The organism is Acidovorax sp. 94 (genome assembly GCF_003634645.1).
In the GTDB taxonomy this organism is placed as follows: domain Bacteria; phylum Pseudomonadota; class Gammaproteobacteria; order Burkholderiales; family Burkholderiaceae_C; genus Acidovorax; species Acidovorax facilis.
Genome location: NZ_RBJA01000001.1, coordinates 3221043 through 3243458, shown reverse-complemented (window position 1 = coordinate 3243458; position 22416 = coordinate 3221043). Strand labels below are relative to the sequence as shown.

At 67.2% G+C, this 22416-nt stretch carries 20 protein-coding genes and 1 pseudogene; 15 read left to right on the top strand and 6 right to left on the bottom strand.

The window, feature by feature from the left end:
• The first annotated feature begins 13 nt into the window (after positions 1 to 13).
• The 6 genes from C8C94_RS14865 (at position 14) to C8C94_RS14840 (ending at position 6662) form a co-directional block, all read left to right on the top strand.
• Complete coding sequence (locus C8C94_RS14865; RefSeq protein WP_121421264.1) at positions 14 to 1066, top strand: DUF695 domain-containing protein; 1053 nt, start codon at positions 14 to 16, stop codon at positions 1064 to 1066.
• 28 nt (positions 1067 to 1094) lie between these two features.
• Positions 1095 to 1727 (top strand): pyridoxamine 5'-phosphate oxidase family protein, encoded by a 633-nt coding sequence (locus C8C94_RS14860; RefSeq protein ID WP_121421263.1) that lies wholly within the window; start codon positions 1095 to 1097, stop codon positions 1725 to 1727.
• Between the two features lie 87 nt (positions 1728 to 1814).
• Positions 1815 to 2483, top strand: coding sequence for an SDR family oxidoreductase (locus tag C8C94_RS14855; protein ID WP_121421262.1), 669 nt, complete (start codon positions 1815 to 1817; stop codon positions 2481 to 2483).
• A gap of 161 nt (positions 2484 to 2644) precedes the next feature.
• Positions 2645 to 3364: a carbonic anhydrase gene (locus C8C94_RS14850; RefSeq protein ID WP_055393000.1), complete on the top strand. Its 720-nt coding sequence runs from the start codon at positions 2645 to 2647 to the stop codon at positions 3362 to 3364.
• A gap of 177 nt (positions 3365 to 3541) precedes the next feature.
• A complete protein-coding gene (locus C8C94_RS14845) occupies positions 3542 to 4672 on the top strand; it encodes an acyl-CoA dehydrogenase family protein (protein ID WP_121421261.1) in 1131 nt (376 codons plus the stop codon).
• Positions 4673 to 4880: 208 nt separating this feature from the next.
• Entirely contained in the window at positions 4881 to 6662 is a 1782-nt protein-coding gene (locus C8C94_RS14840) for a hybrid sensor histidine kinase/response regulator (RefSeq protein WP_233573479.1), read from the top strand.
• 3 nt (positions 6663 to 6665) lie between these two features.
• Here C8C94_RS14840 and C8C94_RS14835 read toward each other — a convergent pair whose 3' ends face one another.
• A complete protein-coding gene (locus C8C94_RS14835) occupies positions 6666 to 9227 on the bottom strand; it encodes an ATP-binding protein (protein ID WP_121421260.1) in 2562 nt (853 codons plus the stop codon).
• Positions 9227 to 9877, bottom strand: a complete 651-nt coding sequence (locus tag C8C94_RS14830) for a response regulator transcription factor (RefSeq protein ID WP_121422883.1) — start codon at positions 9875 to 9877, stop codon at positions 9227 to 9229. Before C8C94_RS14830 ends, C8C94_RS14835 begins: the two co-directional genes overlap by 1 nt.
• Before the next feature lie 181 nt (positions 9878 to 10058).
• Here C8C94_RS14830 and C8C94_RS14825 point away from each other — a divergent pair, with 181 nt between their 5' ends.
• The gene (locus C8C94_RS14825; RefSeq protein ID WP_121421259.1) at positions 10059 to 11135 is read left to right on the top strand and encodes a hypothetical protein; all 1077 of its coding nucleotides are present in this window, start codon (positions 10059 to 10061) and stop codon (positions 11133 to 11135) included.
• A 2-nt stretch (positions 11136 to 11137) separates the two neighbouring features.
• On the opposite strand, the gene C8C94_RS14820 is transcribed toward C8C94_RS14825, so the two are convergent.
• Together C8C94_RS14820 and C8C94_RS14815 are read right to left on the bottom strand one after the other, a co-directional pair.
• Positions 11138 to 11500, bottom strand: coding sequence for a DUF2237 family protein (locus C8C94_RS14820; protein WP_055393012.1), 363 nt, complete (start codon positions 11498 to 11500; stop codon positions 11138 to 11140).
• A 73-nt stretch (positions 11501 to 11573) separates the two neighbouring features.
• Complete coding sequence (locus tag C8C94_RS14815; RefSeq protein WP_121421258.1) at positions 11574 to 12053, bottom strand: DUF421 domain-containing protein; 480 nt, start codon at positions 12051 to 12053, stop codon at positions 11574 to 11576.
• 175 nt (positions 12054 to 12228) lie between these two features.
• Between C8C94_RS14815 and C8C94_RS14810 the strand changes: the two are divergent.
• The 4 genes and pseudogenes from C8C94_RS14810 (at position 12229) to C8C94_RS14795 (ending at position 15711) form a co-directional block, all read left to right on the top strand.
• Positions 12229 to 12928, top strand: a pseudogene (locus C8C94_RS14810) (DUF4197 domain-containing protein).
• A gap of 165 nt (positions 12929 to 13093) precedes the next feature.
• Complete coding sequence (locus tag C8C94_RS14805) at positions 13094 to 13519, top strand: YchJ family protein (protein WP_158603829.1); 426 nt, start codon at positions 13094 to 13096, stop codon at positions 13517 to 13519.
• Between the two features lie 50 nt (positions 13520 to 13569).
• The gene (locus C8C94_RS14800) at positions 13570 to 14223 is read left to right on the top strand and encodes an HAD family phosphatase (protein ID WP_055393018.1); all 654 of its coding nucleotides are present in this window, start codon (positions 13570 to 13572) and stop codon (positions 14221 to 14223) included.
• Between the two features lie 48 nt (positions 14224 to 14271).
• Entirely contained in the window at positions 14272 to 15711 is a 1440-nt protein-coding gene (locus C8C94_RS14795; RefSeq protein WP_233573478.1) for a patatin-like phospholipase family protein, read from the top strand.
• Between the two features lie 32 nt (positions 15712 to 15743).
• Here C8C94_RS14795 and C8C94_RS14790 read toward each other — a convergent pair whose 3' ends face one another.
• Together C8C94_RS14790 and C8C94_RS14785 are read right to left on the bottom strand one after the other, a co-directional pair.
• The gene (locus tag C8C94_RS14790) at positions 15744 to 16418 is read right to left on the bottom strand and encodes a glutathione S-transferase family protein (RefSeq protein ID WP_121422880.1); all 675 of its coding nucleotides are present in this window, start codon (positions 16416 to 16418) and stop codon (positions 15744 to 15746) included.
• Between the two features lie 124 nt (positions 16419 to 16542).
• Complete coding sequence (locus C8C94_RS14785) at positions 16543 to 17655, bottom strand: AraC family transcriptional regulator (RefSeq protein ID WP_233573477.1); 1113 nt, start codon at positions 17653 to 17655, stop codon at positions 16543 to 16545.
• A 100-nt stretch (positions 17656 to 17755) separates the two neighbouring features.
• On the opposite strand from C8C94_RS14785, the gene C8C94_RS14780 reads away from it, so the two are divergent.
• The 4 genes from C8C94_RS14780 to C8C94_RS14765 are packed head-to-tail and all read left to right on the top strand — an operon-like array spanning position 17756 to position 22412.
• A complete protein-coding gene (locus tag C8C94_RS14780; RefSeq protein WP_121421256.1) occupies positions 17756 to 19486 on the top strand; it encodes an AMP-binding protein in 1731 nt (576 codons plus the stop codon).
• Between the two features lie 13 nt (positions 19487 to 19499).
• Positions 19500 to 21107 carry a carboxyl transferase domain-containing protein gene (locus tag C8C94_RS14775; RefSeq protein ID WP_121421255.1) on the top strand — a complete coding sequence of 536 codons (1608 nt, stop codon included), beginning with the start codon at positions 19500 to 19502 and terminating at the stop codon, positions 21105 to 21107.
• Positions 21108 to 21123: 16 nt separating this feature from the next.
• On the top strand, positions 21124 to 21633 hold the full coding sequence (locus C8C94_RS14770) for a DinB family protein (protein ID WP_121421254.1): 510 nt from the start codon (positions 21124 to 21126) through the stop codon (positions 21631 to 21633).
• Complete coding sequence (locus C8C94_RS14765) at positions 21630 to 22412, top strand: enoyl-CoA hydratase/isomerase family protein (protein ID WP_121421253.1); 783 nt, start codon at positions 21630 to 21632, stop codon at positions 22410 to 22412. The genes C8C94_RS14770 and C8C94_RS14765 overlap by 4 nt, the downstream gene beginning before the upstream one ends.
• Positions 22413 to 22416: the final 4 nt, after the last annotated feature.

Below are 22416 nucleotides of genomic sequence, written 5' to 3'. Positions count from 1 at the left end.
CACAAGGACCGCGATGACCGCACCATCTCCCGAGATCACCACCTTCTGGCGTGAATTTGTCGATGCCCAGGCATCGCTCCAGGCCCAGCCTCTGCGCGAGCGGGTCGAATCGGCCAACGTGCTCATTGAGCGTCACCTGAGGGGCCTGGCGCTGGAGATGTCTGGCGGCGACAGCGATGCGGTGGTGGATCTCATCGTCACCGCCCACGGCAGCATAGACAACTTTCCGTTGCTGATGGAGGTGGTGGCTGCCGCCTCCACGCTGCAGAACTACCGGGTGCGCGCGTTTCGCGAGCGCACCTCGCAGCCCGACTTTCCCATCGGCATGGAGGGCTTTGAGCTGTCCACATCGGAGGTGCTGGTCGCCTGCGGACAGGACGATGGCCAGGCCGCGCTGGAGATCCGCTTTGGCCGCGAGATCCCCAGCGACTACCAGGACCACGCGCGCAACATGGCGTTCATCATGCTCGACCATGTGCTGGGCGAATACGACTTTGCCGTCAAGGTGGGCGCGGTGGATTTTGTGGAGGAAGCCTCCGACCCGCTGGCACCCTGGGTGCCCCTGAGCCAGTTTGTGCCGGTGTTCGACCGCTATTGGGTGGACACCCTGGGCCGCACCAGCGACTTCCCTGCGGGCGAGCACGACTGGTCGGGCATGACCTTGTCGTTTGGCGGGCAGGACGATGAGGATGGCAGCGGTGACGAGGCTGAAGACAAGGCCATTGTCATGGTCAACCGCAGTGCCAACCCCGTGGCCATGCGCGCTGATCTGGCCTACGCGCTGACCCTGGACCTGGCCGTGGGCAACCGCGATCAGCTGGCCGCCGTGCAAGACCTGCAGGACCAGGCAGCCACGCTGCTCGCGCTGCCGCAGCTGGGCATCATGGCCTACACACTGACCCGCGCGGGGCGCCGCAAGGCCGTGTATTACGTGGGCGACAAGCAGCTGGCCATGCAGACGCTCGCACCTTTGCTGCTGCGCGATGAGGCCGAATCACTGGAGCTGACCTTCGCGTTTGATCCCGCATGGTCAGGCTATTTCGAGTTTGCCGTGCATTGCCCGTGAACTCTTTCAACCCCTTGCAGGCCACACCATGATCGAAACGCTCGAACAATTGCGCACCCTGTACGCAGCCCCCGGCGAGCGGGCCCTGCGCAAGCAACAACCGCAGCTGGATGGGCACTGCCAGCGCTTCATTGCCCTGTCGCCGTTCTGCGTGGTGGCCAGTGGTGGCGCCCATGGTGCGCTGCTCGATGCCTCGCCGCGCGGCGGTGCGCCGGGCTTTGTGAAGTCACCCGATCCCCACACCCTGCTGCTGCCCGATGCGGGCGGCAACAACCGGCTCGACACCCTGACCAACCTGCTGAGTGACCCGCGCATCGGCCTGCTGTTCATGATCCCGGGTGTGGATGAAACCCTGCGGGTGAATGGCACCGCACGCCTGCGCGACGAAGCGCTGTATACCGACTTCTTCACGGCCGAGCGCCAGCGCCCAAAGATAGTGATCGAAGTGCGCGTCGCCGAGGCCTACCTGCACTGCTCCAAGGCCTTCATGCGCTCGCGGCTGTGGTCCGCAGATGCGCAGGTGGATCGCGCGCAACTGCCCACCATGGGCCAGATGATTCACGACCATATGGGCCTTGCGACCGAGCCCGAGTCGCAAGTGGCGATGCTGCAGCGCTACCGCGCCCAACTGGCGCAAGAGCAGCAACTCGGCGACGCTTGAGGGGATTGATGTTGAATACTTCTGTTTTGATAGCTTTCAGCGCTTGATGGATAAGCGCTAGAGCCCAATTTCATTCAAATTCCCTCTATGAAATCCATATTGGTCATCGGCGCATCGCGCGGCATTGGGCTGGAGCTGGTGCGCCAGTACACCGAGGCGGGCCGCCGCGTCATCGCTACCGTGCGCGACGCTGCGGGCAGCGAGCGGGTACAGGCCCTGGGCGCCGAGGTGTTGACCGTGGACGTGGCCAACCCTGCCAGCGTCAGCGGGCTGGCCTGGCAACTGGACGGCGAAAAGATCGAGACCGCCTGGTATGTGGCCGGTGTCATCCGCCGCCCCAATGCGCTCACGCCGCCCACCCAGCAGGACTTCGATGCCGTGATGCACACCAACGTGCTGGGCGCCATGCAGACACTGCCGCAGGTCGCGCCCCTGGTGGCCGACGCGCAGGGCGTGTTCGCTTTCTTGTCCTCGTCCATGTCGCAGATTGGCAGCGTTCCCAACAGCGGCTCCTGGCTGTACCGCACCAGCAAGGCAGCGCTGAACATGGCCATCGCATCCGCCCAACACGACTACCCGAACGCCACCCTCATCACCATCGACCCCGGCTGGGTGCAGACCGACATGGGCGGCGAAGGCGCTGCGCTGACCGTGCAGGACAGCGTGCGCGGCCTGCGCGCCACCGTGGCGGGCGTCACGGCCGCCGACAAAGGCCGCCTGCTGCACCACGACGGGCGCCGCGCCACGCACTGGTAGCCTGGCGGCTATCAGGCTGCCGGATCGATGCAAGATTTGGACTGGCGCCCGGTGGAGTGGATCCGCAAAATTGCGTGGCGCTGGCTGCCTGAAAACGGCTTCCTGCGCGGGCTGGCTAAAGAGAGGGCCAGCTCCATGCAACCCAACCGGGAGTCCAAAAAATGTGTGATTGTCTTGCTACCCCGGCGGCGCTTGCGCCGTCCCGCCGCCGCCTTCTGGGCGGTGCCGCAGCCTTGGCTGCCCTGGCCTCCAGCGCCCGCGTGCTGGCTGCAGACACCCCTTTGCCCGACAACCGAATCGGCCCCGACGCAGCGCTTGCGCGGCTGGTGCAGGGCAATGCCCGCTACGTGGCGGGCCGTTCCACGCAGCGCGACTTTTCGGTGGGCCGGGTGGCGCGCACCACCGGGCAGCGGCCCTTTGCGGCCATCCTGAGCTGCGCGGATTCGCGCATTGCGCCCGAGCTGGCGTTCGACCAGGGGCCCGGCGATCTGTTTGTGGTGCGGCTGGCGGGCAACTTCCTGAACGACGATGCGCTGGCCAGCATGGAATACGCGATCGAGGTTCTGCAGGTGCCGCTCATCCTCGTGCTCGGGCACAGCAACTGCGGCGCTGTTTCCGCCACCATCAAGGTGGTGCAGGAAGGCACCCAGCTGCCCGGCCATCTGCCGGGGCTGGTCAACGCCATCCGCCCGGCCGTCGAGGCGGCGCAGCGCCGCCAGCCCGCCAACTTGCTGGTGGCGGCCACCGAGCAGAACGTGCGGCTCAATGTGGCCCGGTTGACCACCTCCGAACCCCTCCTGGCCGGGCGCATGGCCAGCGGCGCCATCCGCGCCGTGGGGGGCGTGTACGAGCTGTCCAGCGGCAAGGTCTCGCTGGTCTAGGAGCCTATGGACAAGGGCGTGGCGGACGGTTGCTGCGGCCGGGGTACGCAGGAGCACGTAGTCCGCCCGCCGTTTGGTAAGCGCGCCCGCAGACGCGGGCAAAATTGCATGTTGACTCGCCGGTAGGTGCCTGGGCATCCAGAGCCTGCCGGCACCGAACGATCCCAAGGAGACAACATGCTGCTGACCCAAGACCAGGAAATGATCCGCGACGCGGTGCGCGACTTTGCGCAAGAACAACTGTGGCCCCACGCCGCGCGCTGGGACAAGGAACACCACTTCCCCAAAGAGGCGCACCAGGGCCTGGCTGCACTGGGTGCCTACGGCATCTGCGTGCCCGAAGAGTTCGGCGGTGCCAACCTGGACTACGTGACGCTGGCGCTGGTGCTGGAAGAAATCGCCGCCGGTGATGGTGGCACCAGCACGGCCATCAGCGTGACCAACTGCCCCGTCAACGCCATCCTCATGCGCTATGGCAATGCACAGCAAAAGCGCGACTGGCTCACGCCGCTGGCGCGCGGGGAAATGCTGGGCGCCTTCTGCCTGACCGAGCCGCATGTGGGTTCCGACGCCTCTGCACTGCGCACCACCGCCGTTAGGCAGGGCGACGAATATGTGATCAACGGCGTCAAGCAGTTCATCACCAGCGGCAAGAACGGCCATGTGGCCATCGTCATCGCCGTGACCGACAAGGGCGCGGGCAAGAAGGGCATGAGCGCCTTCCTCGTGCCCACCAGCAACCCCGGCTATGTGGTAGCGCGGCTCGAAGACAAGCTGGGCCAGCACAGCAGCGACACGGCGCAGATCAACTTCGACAACTGCCGCATCCCGGCCGAGAACCTCATCGGCGCCGAGGGCGAAGGCTACAAGATTGCCCTGGGCGCGCTCGAAGGCGGGCGCATCGGCATTGCCGCGCAGAGCGTGGGCATGGCGCGCAGCGCGTTTGATGCGGCGCTGGCGTATTCGAAGGAGCGCGAGAGTTTTGGCACGGCCATCTTCAACCACCAGGCCGTTGGCTTTCGCCTGGCCGACTGCGCCACGCAGATCGAAGCCGCGCGCCAGCTCATCTGGCACGCCGCCGCGCTGCGCGACGCGGGCCGCCCGTGCCTGAAGGAAGCCGCCATGGCCAAGCTGTTTGCCAGCGAAATGGCCGAGCGCGTGTGCAGCGCCGCCATCCAGACGCTGGGCGGCTACGGCGTGGTGAACGACTTCCCGGTGGAGCGCATCTACCGCGACGTGCGTGTGTGCCAGATCTACGAAGGCACGAGCGACGTGCAGAAGATCATCATCCAGCGCGCGCTGGCCTGAGCCTGCTGGGCGCCATTGTCGGCGCCGCGACCGCTGCCTCCGTGCGGTGGTGACGGTTGCGCTGTGGGTGGGGCCGCGGCAGATGCGCACTCAGCCATGCCCTAGTCGCTGCCCGACGTACCCCCAAGCGGTGCCACGCGCCGGCGTCAACACGCAACCCTCCCAAAGTAGGGGGTGTTTGGTGCGGGAAGATGCCAACATCGGCCCGATGAACTCCGAACGCGTGCTCTCCTGGGACACCCTGGCACCTGCCGCCCAGCTGCAGTTGTTGGGCAACAGCTTCATGCGGGTGCGCGACGGCTGCACTGTCATGCCGCTGCTGGGGCTGCCGGGCTTGGCCTGGCTGTATTCGCTGGGCTTGTGGCCCCCTGGCATCACGCTGTGGTGGGGGGCGTCGTTGTTGCTGGTGGGGGCTGTGTGGGGCGTCTGGGGCCTTTGGCAGCGGGCCCTGAAGCAGCGCGACAGCCACGATGCGGCAACGCTGCTGGCCGTTTGGTTGCCTCGTGTGCAAGCGCTGGCTGCGTTGTACGGCGCGTTGGTGATGAGTTCTGCGGCCTCCGCTGGGCCCGACACGCCCTTTGAACTGCGCGTGGTGTTCATCTGTGGCTCCACGCTGGTGGTGTCGGCGCATGCCGCGCACCAGTCGGCGGCGCTGGTGGTTTTCAAGCGGTTCTTTTTCACCAGCTACGCGGTCAGCCTGTTGTCGGTGCCCTATGTGTTTCCCGATCACTGGCCGTACCTGTTGCCCATGCATCTGGCGTTTGGCGTGTTCTTTCGCAATGCGAGCATCAGCCATCAGTTCTTTCTGAGCAATGTGGACCTGACGGAGCGGTTCCGTGCCGCGAAGGGCGAGGCCGAGCAGGCGCTGGCCGTGAAGAACCAGTTCCTCGCCACCGCCAGCCACGACCTGCGCCAGCCCGTGCATGCCGTGGGGCTGCTGGCCGAATCCATCGCGCTGCGCAACCGGGACCCGGCGCTGGATGCCACGCTGCAGAACCTGCGCCAGGGCGTGCAGTCGCTGCAATGGATGTGCAATGCGCTGCTGGACCTGTCGCGCATCGAAGCTGGGGCCGTGCAGGCAAGGCCCCAGGCGGTGGCCCTGGCGCCGCTGCTGCGCGAAGTCGCCACGCTCCTGGGGGAATCTGCGCGCATCCGGGGCCTGGTGCTGCGCCTGCGCCCGCCACCGGCCAGCGCCCGGGTGCAGGCCGACCCGATGCTGCTGCGCCAGTGCGTGGTGAACCTGGTGCACAACGCGCTGCGGTACACGCAGCGTGGCGGCGTGCTGCTGGCTGTGCGCCGCCGCGCCGGGTACTGGCAGGTGGAGGTGTGGGACACCGGCCCCGGCGTTGCCGCCGAGGAGCGCGAGCGGATCTTCTCGCCCTTCACCCGCAGTGCCTCGGCGCGCGTGGCAGACGATGCAGGCTACGGCCTGGGCCTGGCTGTGGTGGCGCGCTGCGCCGAGCTGATGGATGCGCCCCTGGGCCTGGTGTCGCGCCTGGGGCGCGGCTCGCGGTTCTGGCTGCGGCTGCCGCCTGCCACGTCCAGCGCAGTGGTCGTTGCGCCAACGCCCGCCACCGTGGCGCGCCAGGGCGGCCTGCAGGGCCGCTGCCTGGTGGTGGAGGACGACCCGCAGGTGGCCGCAGGCTGGCAGCAACTGCTGCAGGACTGGGGTGTGCAGGTGCGCTGCGCGGCCGATGGTGCCGAGGCACTGGGTTGGCTGGAACAGGGCTTCACGCCGCAGGCCATCTTCTGTGACCAGCGTTTGCGCTCCGGCGAGAGTGGGTTCGCCTTGCTCCAGCGCCTGCAGGCACTGTGCCCTGACGCCGCGCTGGCCATGGTCAGCGGTGAATGGGATTCGCCCGCGCTGCGCCAGGCGGAAGAAGAGGGCTACCTGGTACTGCGCAAGCCGGTGGCGCCGGAACAGCTGCACGCCTTGTTGCGGCAATGGCTACCTGATTCGTCTGAAGACTATAAAAAAAATAGCTGCTAGCGCTTATTGGTAAAGCGCTGAAGGTTGTTTTGATTGATTTTTCTGCTGGCCCAGCCACTGGGCCAGCACCGCGTGCAACTCCACGGGGCTCACCGGCTTGCGCAGTACCAGGTAGCCCTCGTCCTCGGCATCCTGCAAGGCGGGCGCGTTGTGCTCGCCGCTGACCATGGCGCCGCGTGCAGCGGGGCAGCGGGCCAGCAGGGCGCGCAGTACGTCAAAGCCGCTCTCGCCCGTGTGCAGCCGCTGGTCGCAGAAGATGGCATCCGGCTCGAACCCTTCGTCGAGCTGGGCATGCGCCTCGGCCGTGGTGGTGGCGTATGCCGCCGTCACGCCCCAGGCCTCCAGCATGGCGCGCCAGGCCTTGATCACCTGGCGGTCGTCGTCCAGTACCAGGCAGCGGCCTTGCAGCGGGCGCATTGCCGTCTCGTCGCGGTGCAAGGCCACCGGGTCGGGTGGCACGGCCGTCGTAGTAGCCGCAGCGGTGTGGGCCGGCAGCCGCAGCCAGAAGCATGAGCCCCGCCCCGCCTGCGACACCAGGCCGTGGGTGGCGCCCATCTGTTCGGCGCAGCGCGCCACCACGGCCAGCCCCAGGCCGTGTCCGGCGTCGTTCATCTGGTCCGCCCGCTCCCCTCGGTAGTAGGGGCTGAACACCCGGTACTGGTCCGCCACGGCGATGCCGACGCCGGTGTCCCGCACTTCCACCAGCCAGTCGCTGCCGCGCGCCCGCACGCTCACCAGCACCTTGCCTTGGGGCGTGTAGCGGATCGCGTTCTGCACCAGGTTGGCCAGCGCCTGGCGCAGCAGCACCGGTTTTGCCCACACGGTAGCTCCGCCACGCGGCACCCATAGCCGCAGGGCCAGCCCGCCGAGGCTGGCCTGCTCACGGAACAGGCGCACCACGTCCGCGAGCAGTCCGCTCAGGTCCACCACGCCCTTGGCGCCCAGCGGCTGGCCGGATTCCAGGCGGGCCAGGTCCAGCAGCGCGTTGAACAGCTGGTTCATGGCCTGCATGCTGTTGCGCAGGTCGGCAACCAGGGGGCGAAGAACCGGGTCGCTGTTGCGCAGGCTGATCGCCTCGACCATCAGCGACATGGCATGCACGGGCTGGCGCAGGTCGTGGCTGGCGGTGGCGAGGAACAGGTTCTTCTCGGCCAGTGCGCCTTCGGCCTGTCGCCGGGCTGCCGCCAGGGCCGCGTTGGCCGTGCGGGTGCGACGGTACTGCCAAAAGCTGGCGCCCGCCGCCAGCAGGGCCAGCGCCACCGTGGCGGCCAGGCCGATCTGCTGCATGCGGCGCACACGCAGCTCGGCATCCTGCACCCGATTGGCCTGCGCCAGCTGCTCGATCTGGCGCTGCCGTTCAGCGCTGTCAAAGCGCTCCTGCAGCGCGGCCACGACCTGGTCGCGCTCGGTGTGGAACAGCTCCTTGGCCAGCGCCTGCTGCTTGCGCGTGGTGGCCATGGCTTCGCGGTACAGGCCGGCTTGCTCGTACATGCGCGAGAGCTCGCCCAGCAGCTGCTCTTCCATGGGCAGGGACCCCGCTTCGTGCACAAACCGAATGCCCGCCTCCACCTCATGCACGCCAGCCGCAATGCGGCCCTGGCCCATCAGCGCAAAGCCCAGGTTGGCCTGCGCCATTGCGGCCCCGTTCAGCTCGTGCGCGTCGCGGTACGCAGCCAGGGCCTCGCGCATCACGGGCTCGGCCGCGGCATAGGCCTTGCGCTGCAGCAGGACGTCGCCCAGGTTGTTCAGCGCCGTGGCCTGGAGCCCGGTGAGCCCGCCGGCGCGGGCGATCTGCAGGGACTGCCGGTAGGCGGCCACGGCGGTGTCGAGGTTGCCCTGTACGTTTTCCACATTGCCACGGTGCAGGTGCAGCCAGCCCAGCGCCTGCTGGGCGTCCAGCTTTTCGGCCAGCGGCAGCGTCTCGCGAATGGTCTGCAGCGCGCGGTCGGGGTTCTTCATGTCGAAGTGCAGCAGCTCCAGGTGGGTGCGCGACCGCAGCTCGGATGTGGCTGCCTGGCGCGGCAGCGTGCGCGAGAGTTCCAGGCTGCGCAGCAGGTGGGTCATCGCCGCTTCGAACTGGCCGTTGCTGCTGTGCAAGGCACCCAGCGTCAGGTGGTAGAGCCAGCGCACCCAGGGGTCGGGCACCTGCTCCGCCGCGCCCGCTTCGCGCGCCAGGGCGTCCAGCCCGGCGCCTGTCTTGCCCGCCACGGCCCATTGCCGGGCCTCGAAGCAGGTGGCCAGCACCTGCGTCGAGGCATCGCTGTGCACAGCCGCAAGCGCTCTCAGTTGCGCTATGCCCTCGGTCACCACCGCAGCCTGCCCGGTCTCGAAGGCTGCGTCCGTCAGCGCCGCCAGGTAGGTGCGCCGGGTCGCGACATCGGCCGCGTTGGCAAAGCGGGTGGCGGCGGCCTGCAGTGCCTGCACGGCTTCGGCGCTGTTGCGTTGCGACAGGGTCTGCAGCCGGTCCAGCTCTGCCAGGTCCGGGTTCGGTACCTGTGCCCCTGCGGGCAGTGCCGTCTGCAGGCACAAGGCCGCGACCAGCACCACGGCCCGGACAAGGCGCATCAGGACAGCTCCAGCCGCCGGCCGCGCAACAGCGTGATAGCCTCGATTCGCGTGCGCACCCGCAGCCGCTCCAGGATGCCCGTCACGTGCTCCTTCACGGTGCTCTCGGCAATGTCCAGCTGCAAGGCGATGCGCTTGTTGGGCAGCCCCTGCAGCACCAGCGCGAGGATCTGGCCCTGGCGGGTGGACAACCCCAGCTCGGCCGGGGTCACCGGCAGATCGCGGCTGCGCGGCGGCTGGCTGCCCTGCAGGCCCGGCTCAAACCAGACCAGCCCACTCAGCAAGGCTTCCACCGCCAGACCAAAGGTCTCAGGCGCTGCTTGTTTGTGAATGAAGCCCTGTGCGCCTGCCTGCCGGGCCTGCTCCATCACGGCGGGGTCATCGTCGCCGCTGATCACGGCGATGGGCATCCCGGGGCAGTGGCTGCGCACCTGGGCGATCAGGCCCACCGCAGCGCCTTCCGCCAGCCAGAAGTCGATGAGCGCGATGGCCGGTGTGCCCCGTATGTCCACCCAGCGCAGAAGATCGTCCGCCCCTGCGGCCTCAACCACCTCCATCTGCGGCAGGCGTGCGCGCAGGAACTCGGCCATGCCGTGCGCCACGAGCGGATGGTCGTCCAGGATGAGCGCGTAAGGGGAGGTGGGGGTCATGCAGTGGGAGAGGGTGGCTGCGCCTTGCGGCGCAGGCGCGCTGACAGCGCGGAGGTAGGGCAAATTCTGCCAAGTGTTGAGCAGGATGGACGGCGCGCAAACCCTACCAGGGTAGGGTTCCGTACCGCAGGAGGTGCTGCACAGAATCCGCCCTTCATTCACGATCAAGAGGTTTCTGTTCATGACACGACAAGCAAGCGCAACGGGTGCTGGGCGCACTGGGCACTCCGTACGGCCCCTCTTCCGCTGGGCACCCCTGGGCTTGGCGGCAGCCTTGCTGGTGGGTTGTGGCGGTAGTGACGATGACAACAATGGCACGCCGCCGCCTACCGCAGGCGCGTTCAGCATTGGCGGTGCGGTCACGGGCCTGGGCGCTGGCAAGACGGTGACGCTGCAAAACACCGGCAAGGACGACCTGACGATCAATGCCAACGGCAACTTCGTCTTCGTGACGCGCCTGGACAGTGGCATTGCCTATGCCGTCACCGTCAAGACCCAGCCCAGCGGCCAGCGTTGCACGGTGACCCAGGGCACGGGCACCGCCACCGCCAACGTCAGCAACGTGCAGGTGCGCTGTGAGAACCTGGCGGCCGCCACCTACACGGTTGGCGGTTCAGTGACCGGTCTGGCGGGTGGCACGCTGGTGCTGCAGAACAACGGGGGCGATGACCTCTCGGTCTCCAGCAACGGCGGCTTCACGTTCGGCACTGCGCTGGCCGGCGGCACGCGCTATGCGGTCACCGTGCGCACGCAGCCTTCCGGCCAGAGCTGCACGGTGCGCAATGGCTCCGGCAGCGTGATCTCTGCCAACGTGGGCTCGGTGGAGGTGAGCTGCGGCACGGTGGTGGCCTTGCCCGAAGGCGACTGGAAGCAGGAGCTGTGCGTAGTGGTGCGGCCCGGCACCTGGGGCCGCTCGCTCTGGCGCATCACCCGCCAGGGGGACAATCGCGTGACGGGACAGATCGGTGTGGCCACCTATGCTGACGCCAACTGCACGGGCGCTGGCACGGTGGCAGGCCCTCTGACCGATGTGGGCAATGTGGCGTTCGACCGTAACGGCAGTACGGCTACGCTGACCGCGTTCTGGGGCTTGTGGACCCAGCCGTCAGGCCTGACATCGCGTGCCGTCTGGGCCCGCAAGGGGAGCCGCCTGTGCATCTTTGGCGACCAGATACCCACGGCCTTCCCAACGGCGGTCAGTGTGGAGAGCTACGTGGACACCGTTCTGCCCAACAAGACCTGCTACACGCAAAACTGAGCCTAGGACAACGCCGTGCTTTGCAATTGCGCCAGCGTCACGAACTCCAGCGCGCGCGCATGTGTGCATTCCAGGATCACGGGAGGCGCCACACCCGCCTCGTAGGCCTCCTTCCAGCGCAAGACGCACAGGCACCAGCGGTTGTTGGGCTGCAGCCCTGCAAAGCGGGACTCGGGCCGGGGGGTGATGAGGTCGTTGCCCCGCGACAGCGAAAAGTCCAGAAACGCCTGTGTCATGCGTGCGCAGATCACGTGGGTGCCGTGGTCTTGCTCGTCGGTGTTGCAGCAGCCGTCGCGGTAGTAGCCGGTCAGTGGGTCGTAGGAGCAGGGCATCAGCAAGGTGCCCAGAACGTTCAGTGCAGTCATATCGGGTCGCGTAAGTCGCGTGGATTGTGAGGGGCGGTGAGGGGGCAGACCGTTGGGGTGGGCGCGGGGCGGGTCAGCCAACCTCGCCACGGCGGCGCAGCACTACGGTGATCTGCCCGTTGGTCTCGATGGTGGCGCGTTCCACTTCGTGCGCGTGCAGGCAGCCGCCTGCGCGCAGTGCGGCCTCCACGTCGTCGCGGGTCAGCAGCTCCTTGCGCATCAGCGCCTGGTTCAGTTCGCCCTGGTGGATCAGCACCTGGGCCTTGCCGTCCACCCAGCGCCCGATGCGCGGGAAGTGGAACGCCAACCGCGCCAGCGCCACATGCAGCAGCATGAGCGTGCTGGCCGAGATCAGCCCGCCCACCAGCGAGTTGTCGCCCGCGTTCATCGAGTTCTGCACCGCGTTCGACAGGATCAGCAACAGGATCAGGTCAAACGGCTCGTACTGCCCCGTCTGCCGCTTGCCCGACAGGCGCATGAACACCAGCAAGAACAGGTACACCACCACGCCGCGCAGCACAAACTCCCACCACGGCACGCTCATTTGCCACATTGCAAGGTTCCTTGTTGGATGCTTGGGTGGGGGCAGTCTACGGCGTGCGGCTTGCCCCTCATTCGCTGAGCGAAAATCCCGGCAATTCCCCGCACGGCTCCGGCACAGTGCGCCACTCACTGCAGTGGTGGCCGAGTGGGCATCATCTGCCGTCCCCCACCGAAAGTACCGCACCATGCAACGTCGCCAATTTCACCAAACCAGCCTCGTGGCTGCCCTGCTGTGCGCCACCGGCCAGCGGGCCTGGGCCCTGTCGCTGGGTGACCTTACCAATGCCGATGCCGCCAGCGGCCTCAAAGCCGCGCTGGGCCAGGGCGCCCAGGCGGCGGTCGCCCTGCTGGGGCGGCCTGACGGGTTTCTGGGCAACCCCCAGGTGCGCATCGGCCTGCCGGGCTCCCTGGACGACGCCGCCAAGGTCATGAAGTCGCTGGGCCAGGGGCGGCGCATCGACGAGCTGGTCACCTCCATCAACCGCGCCGCCGAAGCCGCCGTGCCCATGGGCAAAGACCTGCTGGTGGGCGCCGTGCAGAAGATGACGGTGACCGATGCCAAGAACATCCTGACTGGCGGCAGCACCTCGGTCACCGCCATTTTTTCCCGACAAGACGCGCACGCCGCTCTCCGAACGCTTCCTGCCCGTGGTGAACCAGGCCACCGAAAAAGTCGGCCTGACCCAGAAGTACAACGCCTTTGCGGGCAAGGCAGCGAGCTTTGGCCTGCTCAAACCCGAGGAGGCCAACCTTGCGCAGTACGTCACCGGCAAGACGCTCGACGGCCTGTACTTCATGATCGGCGAGGAAGAGCGCCGCATCCGTCAGAATCCGGCCGGTGCAGGCAGCGCCATCGCCCGCAAGGTCTTTGGTGCGCTGAGATGAAGCTCCCCCTGAGTCGCTTCGCGCCATCCCTCTCTCTCGCTGCGCGGGAGGGGGACGCACCCAGTGGCCTGGCAAAGCCAGTTCCACGGGTGCACTCGCCTCGCGCAGCGCCCGTTTCCATCGGTGGGGCGCGCGCATCGCCTGCGTGCCTTCCTGCACCCGTCCATGAACCATAACGACCCCTGCCCCTGCGGCCGTACCCAAGCCGCACCCGGCAAAAGCGCCAAGGCTGCGGCCTTGTCCTATGGGGAATGCTGCGGCAGCTACCTCGACCACTGGGACGGCGCTGCCGCGCCCGACGCCGAGAGCCTCATGCGGTCACGCTACACCGCCTTTGTCCTCGAACGTGGCGACTACCTGCAGGCCACTTGGCACCCCAGCACCCGGCCAGCGGACCTCGATTTCGACCCCGGCACGAAGTGGCTGGGGCTGGAAGTGCGCAGCCACCGCAGCACAGGCGAAGACCGCGCCGAGGTGGAGTTTGTCGCGCGCTACCGCGTGGGCGGCCGCGCCGTGCGCCTGCACGAGACCAGCCGCTTCGTGCGCGAAGACGGGTGCTGGTTCTATGTGGATGGCGATATCCACTCCTGAAAATTTAATAAAAATGACCTCCAGCGCTTTACCAATAAGCGCGAGCAGCTATGAAATTTGAAGCAATCTTGTTTGACTGCGATGGTGTGCTGGTCGACAGCGAACCCATCACCAACGGCGTGCTGCGCGACATGCTCAACGAAGCGGGCTGGGCCCTGAGCGCCGACGAATGCATGCGCATCTTTATCGGCAAAACGGTGCGCAGCGAGGCCGCCCGCATCGAGGCCCACACCGGCCGCCCGCTGACCGATGCGTGGATGGCCGACTTCTATGCACGGCGCAATGCCGAGCTGGACCAGCGCCTCACCGCCATCGAACACATCCACGGCACCATCGAAAGGGTGCACGCCCACCATGGCGGGCGCATTGCCTGCGCCTCGGGTGCCGACCGGCACAAGGTCGAGATGCAGTTGGCCAAGGTGGGGCTCACACCGTACTTTGCCGGGCGGGTGTTCAGCGGCCACGAGATGCCCGCCACCAAGCCCGCGCCCGACGTCTATCTGGCGGCGGCTGCGGCCCTGCAGGTGGCGCCCGGGCGCTGCGCCGTGGTGGAAGACACCGTTACGGGCGTGACCGCTGGCGTGGCCGCAGGCGCCACGGTATTTGCCTATGCGCCGCTGGACGATGGCGAGCCCCTGCGTGCCGCAGGCGCAGCGCAGGTGTTTCGCAGCATGGCCGAGTTGCCTGCGCTGCTGGGCTGCTGACACAGGCAAGAAGATTCCCAACAGCCCTGTAACCATGGGAGAAGCGCAATGCCGGTACAACGCATGAAGCCGTGGATGCGGCGATGCGCCGTGGTGGCGGCCCTGGCCCTGCTGGCGGGATGCTCGTCGGTGCGGCCCTGGATCAACGAACCCCTGAAGCCCGAGGACCAGGCCATCCCCGAGCGCAAGTCCGAGCGCGACCCTACCATCCTGGTGGCCGTCACGCTGTCGGGCGGCGGTGCGCGGGCGGCCGCCTTCGGCTTTGGCGTGCTGACCGAAATGCAGGCCACGCGCTTTGACTGGAACGGGCGCCCCACCACGCTGCTCGACGCCACCGATGTGATCAGCGGCGTCTCGGGCGGCAGCATCGTGGCCGCTTACTTGGCAGCACACGGCATCGAGGGGCTACCCCGCTTCGAGCAGGACTTTCTGCGCCAGAACTTCCAGAACAGCCTCATCACCCAAGCCCTGCGCCCCGGCAACCTGGTGGACCTGACCTCGCCCTGGTTCGGCCGCACGCACCTGCTCGCGCGGCGGCTGGATGAGCTGTATGGCGGGCGCACCTTTGGCGATGTGGCGCGGCGCCCGCGCCACCCGCAGCTGTTCATCACCGCCACCGACATGTCGTTGGGCACTGGCTTTGAATTCACGTGGGACCAGTTCGCGCTGATCTGCTCCGACCTGCGCAAGGTGCCGCTGTCGTTCGCGGTGGCGGCATCGTCCGCCGTACCGCTGCTGCTGAGCCCCGTCACCCTCAAGAACTACGCCGACCAGTGCCCTCAGTACCAGACCGTGTCCCGCGCTGCCTCCCTGGCTGCGGGCGGCGACTACCGCGCGCGCCTGTACCGCGCGCATGAGTTGAGCTATCTGGACGCGCAGCGCCGCCCTTACATCCACTTGGTGGATGGCGGCCTGGCCGACAACCTGGGCGTGCAGCGTCTGCTCGACCGGGCCCTGGCCGGTGGCGGACTGCGCGAAACCTTCAGCGAAGTGGGCATCCCGCCCGGCACCATCCGCAAGCTGGTGCTCGTCACCGTCAACGCCGAGCGCGACCCATCCGAGAACATCGACATGAGCGACAAGGTGCCCAACATGGCCCAGGTGGTGGACTCGCTGCTGTTTGGCACCGGCGCCCGCGCCACGCGCGAGACGCAGGAGTTCTTGCGCGACATCACCCAGCAGTGGCGCCAGTCGCTGGCGGCGGGCCCCACCGGCAGCAGCGATGCCTTTGCGCCCGGTGCCGAGGTCCACGTCATTTCCGTCAACCTGCGCGATGCCCACGACGACGTGGCGCGCCGCCGCCTGCTGCAGGTGCCCACGGCGTTCTCCATCACGTCGGAAGAAGTCACAGACCTCATCGAGGCGGGTGGCAGCGTGCTACGCCACTCGCCGGAGTTCCGCGCACTGGTGCAGTCGCTGGTGCGGCAGGCTCCGACGACACCTTCACCCACGCCCGGACCTGCATCTACACCAGCGAAGTCCGAGTAGCCGCGTGAGCCCGGCTAGCCCCCACCTCCGCATCACGGTTTGGTGTCGGGGGCCGGGGTGGTGGGCACGTTCTGGTCTTGGGCGGCCTCCGTCTGTGCGGCCATCGCCCGCTGGTAGCCGGGACGCTGTTGCAACCGCTGCCAGTAGGCCTGCGTGGCCGGGCCAAATTGTTCGTTCAGCCCCAGGTGCTGCGCCAGCAGCAGCGCATACCCCACCGCCACATCCGCCGCCGTAAAGCGGCCCGCGCACAGATAGTCGCTGCGGCCGTGGGTCATCGCGGTTTCTACCGCGCGCAGCCGGGCCAGGAACCAGCGGCTGTAGTCCTCCACCACCTGCGGCAGCTTGCGCTCTGCGGTCTCAAACCGGCCATAGCGCAGCACCAGCGTCTGCGGAAAAGTCAGCGTCGCATCGCTCATGTGCAGCCAGTTCAGGTACGCGCCATACGCCGGGTGCGTGGGCGCCACGTCCAGCCCTGCGTCGGGGTGCGTGGCCGCTAGGTACTGGCACATGGCGGCGGATTCGGTCATGCGCACATCGCCCTGCACCAGCAGGGGCACCGTGCCCAGCGGGTTCTCGTCCAGAAACCACCGGGCCTTGGCGCGGGGCGGGAAGGGCAGCATGTGGAGCTGGTAGGGCAGTTGCAGCTCTTCGAGCATCCACAGGGGACGGAAGGAGCGGGCGCTGATGCAGTGGTGGAGGTGGAGCATGAAGGCAAGCGGCAAGCGGCAAGAGGGCGGGCGGGAGCGCTGGTCAGTGTAGTGGTGGCTGGCTGCGGACGCAGCCCCGTGGCAGCCATGCAGGGTGCAGATCGCGCCATTGGGCCACTTCCTATCACGCTGGGCTCGCTTGGCGCCGAAACTCCGCCGGCGACTGCCCCGTCCACCCCCGGAACGCCCGGATAAAACTCTTCTCGTTCTCAAACCCCGCTGCCTCCGCCACCTGCTTGATGGGCCGCTGTGTGCGGTGCAGCAGCTCCACTGCGCGGGTGCGGCGAACCTCGTCTTTCAAGCCCTGCAGCGTGGCGCCTTCTTCCTTCAATTGCCGGTGCAGCGTGCGTGGCGACACATGCAGCAGCGCGGCCAGCGATTCCGCGCTGTGCTGGGGCAATGCATGGGCGGGTTGGCCCGGCAGCGGCGCAGCAAGTAGCTGGCGCACGCGCTGCACCAGCAGGCGGTCGCGGCGGTAGTGCAGCACCGTCAGGGGCAGGGCGTGCTGCAGCATCTGGCGCAGGGCCTGCTCGTCCCGGCGCAGGGGCAGGTGCAGGTAGCGGGCGTCGAAGTGGATGGCGGTGCGTGGCGCGTGGAAGGTGACGGGGCCTCGGAACAACACGGCATAGGCATCGGCGTGCGGGGGCGCATCAAAGGCAAATTCTGCGGCAATGAGCGGAATGCGCGAGTCCACCATCCAGCAGGCCAGGCCATGGGCATTGCGCAATACGGAGACCAGACAGAACTCTCGCAGCACGCCCAGGTCGCGGGCCTCGGTGATGCGCAGGGTGGCGGTGTCCCTCTCAGTGGTCAGCTGCAGTGCAATGTCGTCCGTCAGCAGGCCGTGGTGGCGGCACCAGCGGGCCAGGGCCACCTGCAGCGTGGGCGAGCTGATGCTGGCACGCGCCAGCATGCCGTAGCTGCCCCAGGGCAGGCGGCGGCTGAACCAGCCCAGGGCTTCGTCGTCCAGTTCCTGCATGGCGGCGTCGGAGATCTGCTCCATCTGCCAGGCGGTGATGCGGGCGCTGTCGTCGGGCAGCAGCTGCGGCGCAATCTGTGCCTGGGCCAGGGCGCGTTCCGGGCTCAGGCCGCGCTGCTCGTACGCCAGAACAATGGCACGCACAAAGGCGATGGGCGTTGCGGCAGGGGCAGACGGAGTGGTTGGGAGACGATGGTCGGCGGGGGCGGTGGTCTTCACGCCACAGAGTGTGCCAGCCGTGGCACGATTTGCAACCATTGTGTCCACCCGCCAGGGGTTCAGGCTTCTATGCTTACGGATCGCCCGCCCGCATGTTCTTGCGGCGCAGGCCGCATGACAGAGCCGAGGAGACAAACCCGTGACGAGTGCAGCCGCAACGAACTTCGCACCGCTGGTGGACAGCCACGCCCGTGGCGCCACCGACGTTCCCCTGATCGAGCAGACCATCGGCGCCTTTTTTGCCGACATGGTGGCCCGCCAGCCCGAGCGCGAGGCGCTGGTGAGCGTGCACCAGGGCCGCCGCACCACCTACGCCCAGCTGCAGACCGAGGCGCACCGGCTGGCGAGTGCGCTGCTGGGCATGGGGCTCACGCCCGGCGACCGCGTGGGCATCTGGTCGCACAACAACGCCGAGTGGGTGCTGATGCAGCTGGCCACCGCGCAGGTGGGCCTGGTGCTGGTCAACATCAATCCGGCCTACCGCACGTCCGAAGTCGAATACGCGCTCAACAAGGTGGGCTGCAAGCTGCTGGTGACCATGGCGCGCTTCAAGACCAGCGACTACCTGGGCATGCTGCGCGAGCTGGCGCCCGAGTGGCACCACCAGCTGCCGGGCCAGCTGGGCTCCGTGAAGCTGCCCCACCTGAACACCGTAGTGTGGATCGACGAGGCGGGGCAGGGCGCCGACGAACCGGGCCTGATGCGTTTTACCGACCTGCTGGCACGCGGCAACGCAGCCGACCCGCGCCTGGCGCAGATCGCAGCCACGTTGAAGGCCACCGACCCCATCAACATCCAGTTCACCAGCGGCACCACCGGCTTCCCCAAGGGCGCCACGCTCACGCACCGCAACATCCTGAACAACGGGTTCTTCATCGGCGAGTGCATGAAGCTCACGCCCGAAGACCGCCTGTGCATCCCCGTGCCGCTGTACCACTGCTTTGGCATGGTCCTGGGCAACCTGGCCTGCCTCACGCACGGTGCCACCATCGTGTACCCCAACGACGGGTTTGACCCGCTGACCGTGCTGCAGACGGTACAGGACGAGCGCTGCACCGGCCTGCACGGCGTGCCCACCATGTTCATCGCCGAGCTGGACCACCCGCGTTTTGCCGAGTTCAACCTCAGCACCCTGCGCACCGGCATCATGGCCGGCTCGCCCTGCCCCACCGAGGTGATGAAGCGCGTGGTGGAGCAGATGAACCTTCGCGAGATCACCATTGCCTACGGCATGACCGAGACCAGCCCCGTGAGCTGCCAGAGCAGTACCGACACGCCGCTGGACAAGCGCGTCTCCACCGTGGGCCAGGTGCAGCCGCACCTGGAGATCAAGATCGTGGATCCCGACAGCGGGGCGGTGGTGCCCATCGGCCAGCGGGGCGAGTTCTGCACCAAAGGCTATTCCGTCATGCACGGCTACTGGGGCGACCCGGCCAAGACCCGCGAGGCGATTGACGAAGGCGGCTGGATGCACACCGGCGACCTGGCCACCATGGACGCCGAGGGCTACGTGAACATCGTTGGCCGCATCAAGGACATGGTGATCCGTGGCGGCGAGAACATCTACCCGCGCGAGATTGAAGAGTTTTTGTACCGCCACCCGCAGGTGCAGGACGTGCAGGTGGTGGGCGTGCCCGACCAGAAATACGGCGAGGAACTCTGCGCCTGGATCATTGCCAAGCCCGGCACCCAGCCCACCGAGGACGACATCCGCGCCTTCTGCAAGGGCCAGATCGCGCACTACAAAATGCCGCGCTACATCCGCTTTGTCACCAGCTTTCCGATGACGGTGACGGGCAAGATCCAGAAGTTCAAGATCCGCGACGAGATGAAGGATCTGCTGGGCCTGGAAGAACAAAAGACTGCTTGAAGAGCCACACCGTATGACCATTCTCGACACCCAACTCAACGCCCGCTCGGCGGACTTTCTGGCCAACGCCGCCGCCATGCGAACACTGGTGGATGACCTGCGCGCCCAGCTCGACAAGGTCGCCCAGGGCGGCGGCGAAGCGGCCCGCGCCAAGCACACCGCGCGCGGCAAGCTGCTGCCGCGCGAACGCGTGCAGATGCTGCTGGACCCGGGAACGCCGTTCCTCGAACTGGCGCCGCTGGCCGCGCTCAACATGTACAACAACGATGCGCCCAGCGCGGGGCTCATCGCGGGCATTGGCCGCGTGAGTGGTGTGGACTGCATGATCGTGTGCAACGACGCCACGGTGAAGGGCGGCACCTACTACCCGCTCACCGTCAAGAAGCACCTGCGCGCACAAGAGGTGGCCCAGCAGAACCACCTGCCGTGCATCTACCTGGTGGACTCGGGCGGCGCCAACCTGCCCAACCAGGACGAAGTCTTTCCTGACCGCGACCACTTCGGCCGCATCTTCTTCAACCAGGCCAACATGAGCGCCATGGGCATCTCGCAGATCGCGGTGGTCATGGGATCGTGCACGGCGGGCGGCGCCTATGTGCCGGCCATGAGTGACGAGTCCATCATCGTCAAGAACCAGGGCACCATCTTTTTGGGTGGCCCGCCGCTGGTCAAGGCCGCGACGGGCGAGGTCGTGACGGCCGAAGACCTGGGCGGCGGTGACGTGCACACCCGCCTGTCGGGTGTGGCCGACCACCTGGCGCAGAACGATATGCACGCGCTCCAACTGGCACGCAATGCAGTGCGCAATTTGAATAAAAACAAGCCGCAGGCGCCCGCAGATTATGCGCCGGTAGCTCCTAAATTCGCAGCAGACGAGCTGTATGGCGTGATCCCCGTGGACACGCGCAAGCCGTTCGACGTGCGCGAGATCATTGCCCGCATCGTCGACGGCAGCGAGTTCGACGAGTTCAAGGCGCGCTACGGCACAACGCTGGTCACGGGCTTTGCGCGCATCGAAGGGATGATGGTCGGCATCATCGCCAACAACGGCATCCTGTTCAGCGAGTCGGCGCTCAAGGGCGCGCACTTCATCGAGCTGTGCTGCCAGCGCAAGATCCCGCTGGTGTTCCTGCAAAACATCACCGGCTTCATGGTGGGCCGCAAGTACGAGAACGAGGGCATCGCGCGCAACGGCGCCAAGATGGTCACGGCCGTGGCCACGGCCAGCGTGCCCAAGTTCACCATCATCATCGGCGGCAGTTTTGGCGCGGGCAACTACGGCATGTGCGGCCGGGCCTACAGCCCCCGCTTCCTGTGGATGTGGCCCAACGCGCGCATCAGCGTGATGGGCGGCGAGCAGGCCGCAGGCGTGCTGGCCACGGTGAAGCGCGACGGCATCGAAGGCAAGGGCGGCCAGTGGAGCATGGAGGAGGAGGAAGCCTTCAAGGCCCCCATCCGCTGTCAATACGAAGACCAGGGCCACCCCTACTACGCCACTGCGCGCTTGTGGGACGACGGCGTGATCGACCCGGCCGACACCCGCCGTGTGCTGGCGCTGGGGCTGGCCGCCACGCGCAATGCGCCCATCGAAGACACCAAGTTCGGCCTGTTCCGCATGTAACCCGCTGCGAGCCGCCATGGACGCTGTTGCGCATTTCACCCAGCTGGCACGCTACAACGTGTGGGCCACGGTGCGCCTGCTCGATGCCGTGCGGGCGCTGCCGGAAGAGGACTACCGGCGCGATGTGGGTTTGTTCTTCCACAGCATCCACGGCACGCTCAACCACCTGCTGGTGGGCGAACACCATCTGTGGTTCGTGCGCTTTGCCGACGGCATTTCGCCCAAGGTGGCGCTGGACGCCGAGCTGGAGAGCGACCGTGCGCGGCTGGATGCCCGGCTGCGCGAGGGCGCGGCCCGCTGGGCACCGCTGATAGCCTCGTTCAAGCCGGACCGCTGGAGCGGCACGCTCGACTACACCACCATGCGCGGCACAGCGGCATCGCTACCGTTTGCGGCCACGCTGGCGCATGTGTTCAACCACGGCACGCACCACCGGGGTCAGATCACCGCCGCATTGACTGCGCTGGCCCAGCCTTGCCCCGAGCTGGACCTTGTCTACTTCCTGCAAAACCCGTCCACGCCATGAGCCAGAACCTGTCCATCACCCAAACCGGCGCCGTGGCGCGCATCACGCTCACGCAGCCCGAAATCCGCAACGCCTTCAGCGATGAGGTCATTGCCGAGATCTCCGCCGCCTTTACCGATGTGGGGGGGCGTGCCGATGTGCGCGCCGTGGTGCTGGCCGCGGAAGGCCCGGCCTTCTGCGCCGGTGCCAACCTCAACTGGATGCGCCGCATGGCCGACTACACGCGCGACGAGAACATCGCTGACGCGGGAAAGTTGGCCGAGATGCTGCGGGTGATCTACGAGTGCCCCAAGCCCACGGTGGCACGTGTGCAGGGCGATGTATATGCAGGCGGCATGGGCCTGGTGGCCGCGTGCGACATGGCCGTGGCCGTGGACACGGCGGGCTTTTGCCTCAGCGAAGTGAAGCTGGGGCTCATCCCCGCCACCATCAGCCCGTATGTGATACGTGCCATGGGCGCACGCGCTGCGCACCGCTACTTCCTCACGGCCGAGCGTTTTGGCGCGGCCGAAGCCTTGCGCATTGGCTTTGTGCACGAGGTCGTGGTCGCTGACCAGCTCGACACCAAGGTGGACGAACTGCTCAAGGCCCTCACCAGCGCCAGCCCCAACGCTGTGCGCGTGTGCAAAAAATTGGTGATGGATGTGGCCGAGCGTGAAATCAACGCGGGCCTCATCGCCGCCACCGTGCAGGGCATTGCCGACATCCGCGCCAGCGACGAAGGCAAGGAAGGTGTGCAGTCGTTCCTGAACAAGCGCAAGCCCAACTGGCTGAGCTGATCGC

Excerpts from the sequence above, each read along its gene's own strand:
- C8C94_RS14800 (WP_055393018.1), top strand. The coding sequence starts at position 13,570 with ATGAAATTTGAAGCAATCTTGTTTGACTGCGATGGTGTGCTGGTCGAC.
- C8C94_RS14815 (WP_121421258.1), bottom strand. The coding sequence starts at position 12,053 with ATGTGGCAAATGAGCGTGCCGTGGTGGGAGTTTGTGCTGCGCGGCGTG.
- C8C94_RS14830 (WP_121422883.1), bottom strand. The coding sequence starts at position 9,877 with ATGACCCCCACCTCCCCTTACGCGCTCATCCTGGACGACCATCCGCTC.
- C8C94_RS14795 (WP_233573478.1), top strand. The coding sequence starts at position 14,272 with ATGCCGGTACAACGCATGAAGCCGTGGATGCGGCGATGCGCCGTGGTG.
- C8C94_RS14860 (WP_121421263.1), top strand. The coding sequence starts at position 1,095 with ATGATCGAAACGCTCGAACAATTGCGCACCCTGTACGCAGCCCCCGGC.
- C8C94_RS14840 (WP_233573479.1), top strand. The coding sequence starts at position 4,881 with ATGAACTCCGAACGCGTGCTCTCCTGGGACACCCTGGCACCTGCCGCC.
- C8C94_RS14785 (WP_233573477.1), bottom strand. The coding sequence starts at position 17,655 with ATGGTTGCAAATCGTGCCACGGCTGGCACACTCTGTGGCGTGAAGACC.
- C8C94_RS14855 (WP_121421262.1), top strand. The coding sequence starts at position 1,815 with ATGAAATCCATATTGGTCATCGGCGCATCGCGCGGCATTGGGCTGGAG.
- C8C94_RS14790 (WP_121422880.1), bottom strand. The coding sequence starts at position 16,418 with ATGCTCCACCTCCACCACTGCATCAGCGCCCGCTCCTTCCGTCCCCTG.
- C8C94_RS14835 (WP_121421260.1), bottom strand. The coding sequence starts at position 9,227 with ATGCGCCTTGTCCGGGCCGTGGTGCTGGTCGCGGCCTTGTGCCTGCAG.
- C8C94_RS14865 (WP_121421264.1), top strand. The coding sequence starts at position 14 with ATGACCGCACCATCTCCCGAGATCACCACCTTCTGGCGTGAATTTGTC.
- C8C94_RS14845 (WP_121421261.1), top strand. The coding sequence starts at position 3,542 with ATGCTGCTGACCCAAGACCAGGAAATGATCCGCGACGCGGTGCGCGAC.
- C8C94_RS14775 (WP_121421255.1), top strand. The coding sequence starts at position 19,500 with ATGACCATTCTCGACACCCAACTCAACGCCCGCTCGGCGGACTTTCTG.
- C8C94_RS14805 (WP_158603829.1), top strand. The coding sequence starts at position 13,094 with ATGAACCATAACGACCCCTGCCCCTGCGGCCGTACCCAAGCCGCACCC.
- C8C94_RS14825 (WP_121421259.1), top strand. The coding sequence starts at position 10,059 with ATGACACGACAAGCAAGCGCAACGGGTGCTGGGCGCACTGGGCACTCC.
- C8C94_RS14820 (WP_055393012.1), bottom strand. The coding sequence starts at position 11,500 with ATGACTGCACTGAACGTTCTGGGCACCTTGCTGATGCCCTGCTCCTAC.
- C8C94_RS14770 (WP_121421254.1), top strand. The coding sequence starts at position 21,124 with ATGGACGCTGTTGCGCATTTCACCCAGCTGGCACGCTACAACGTGTGG.
- C8C94_RS14850 (WP_055393000.1), top strand. The coding sequence starts at position 2,645 with ATGTGTGATTGTCTTGCTACCCCGGCGGCGCTTGCGCCGTCCCGCCGC.
- C8C94_RS14765 (WP_121421253.1), top strand. The coding sequence starts at position 21,630 with ATGAGCCAGAACCTGTCCATCACCCAAACCGGCGCCGTGGCGCGCATC.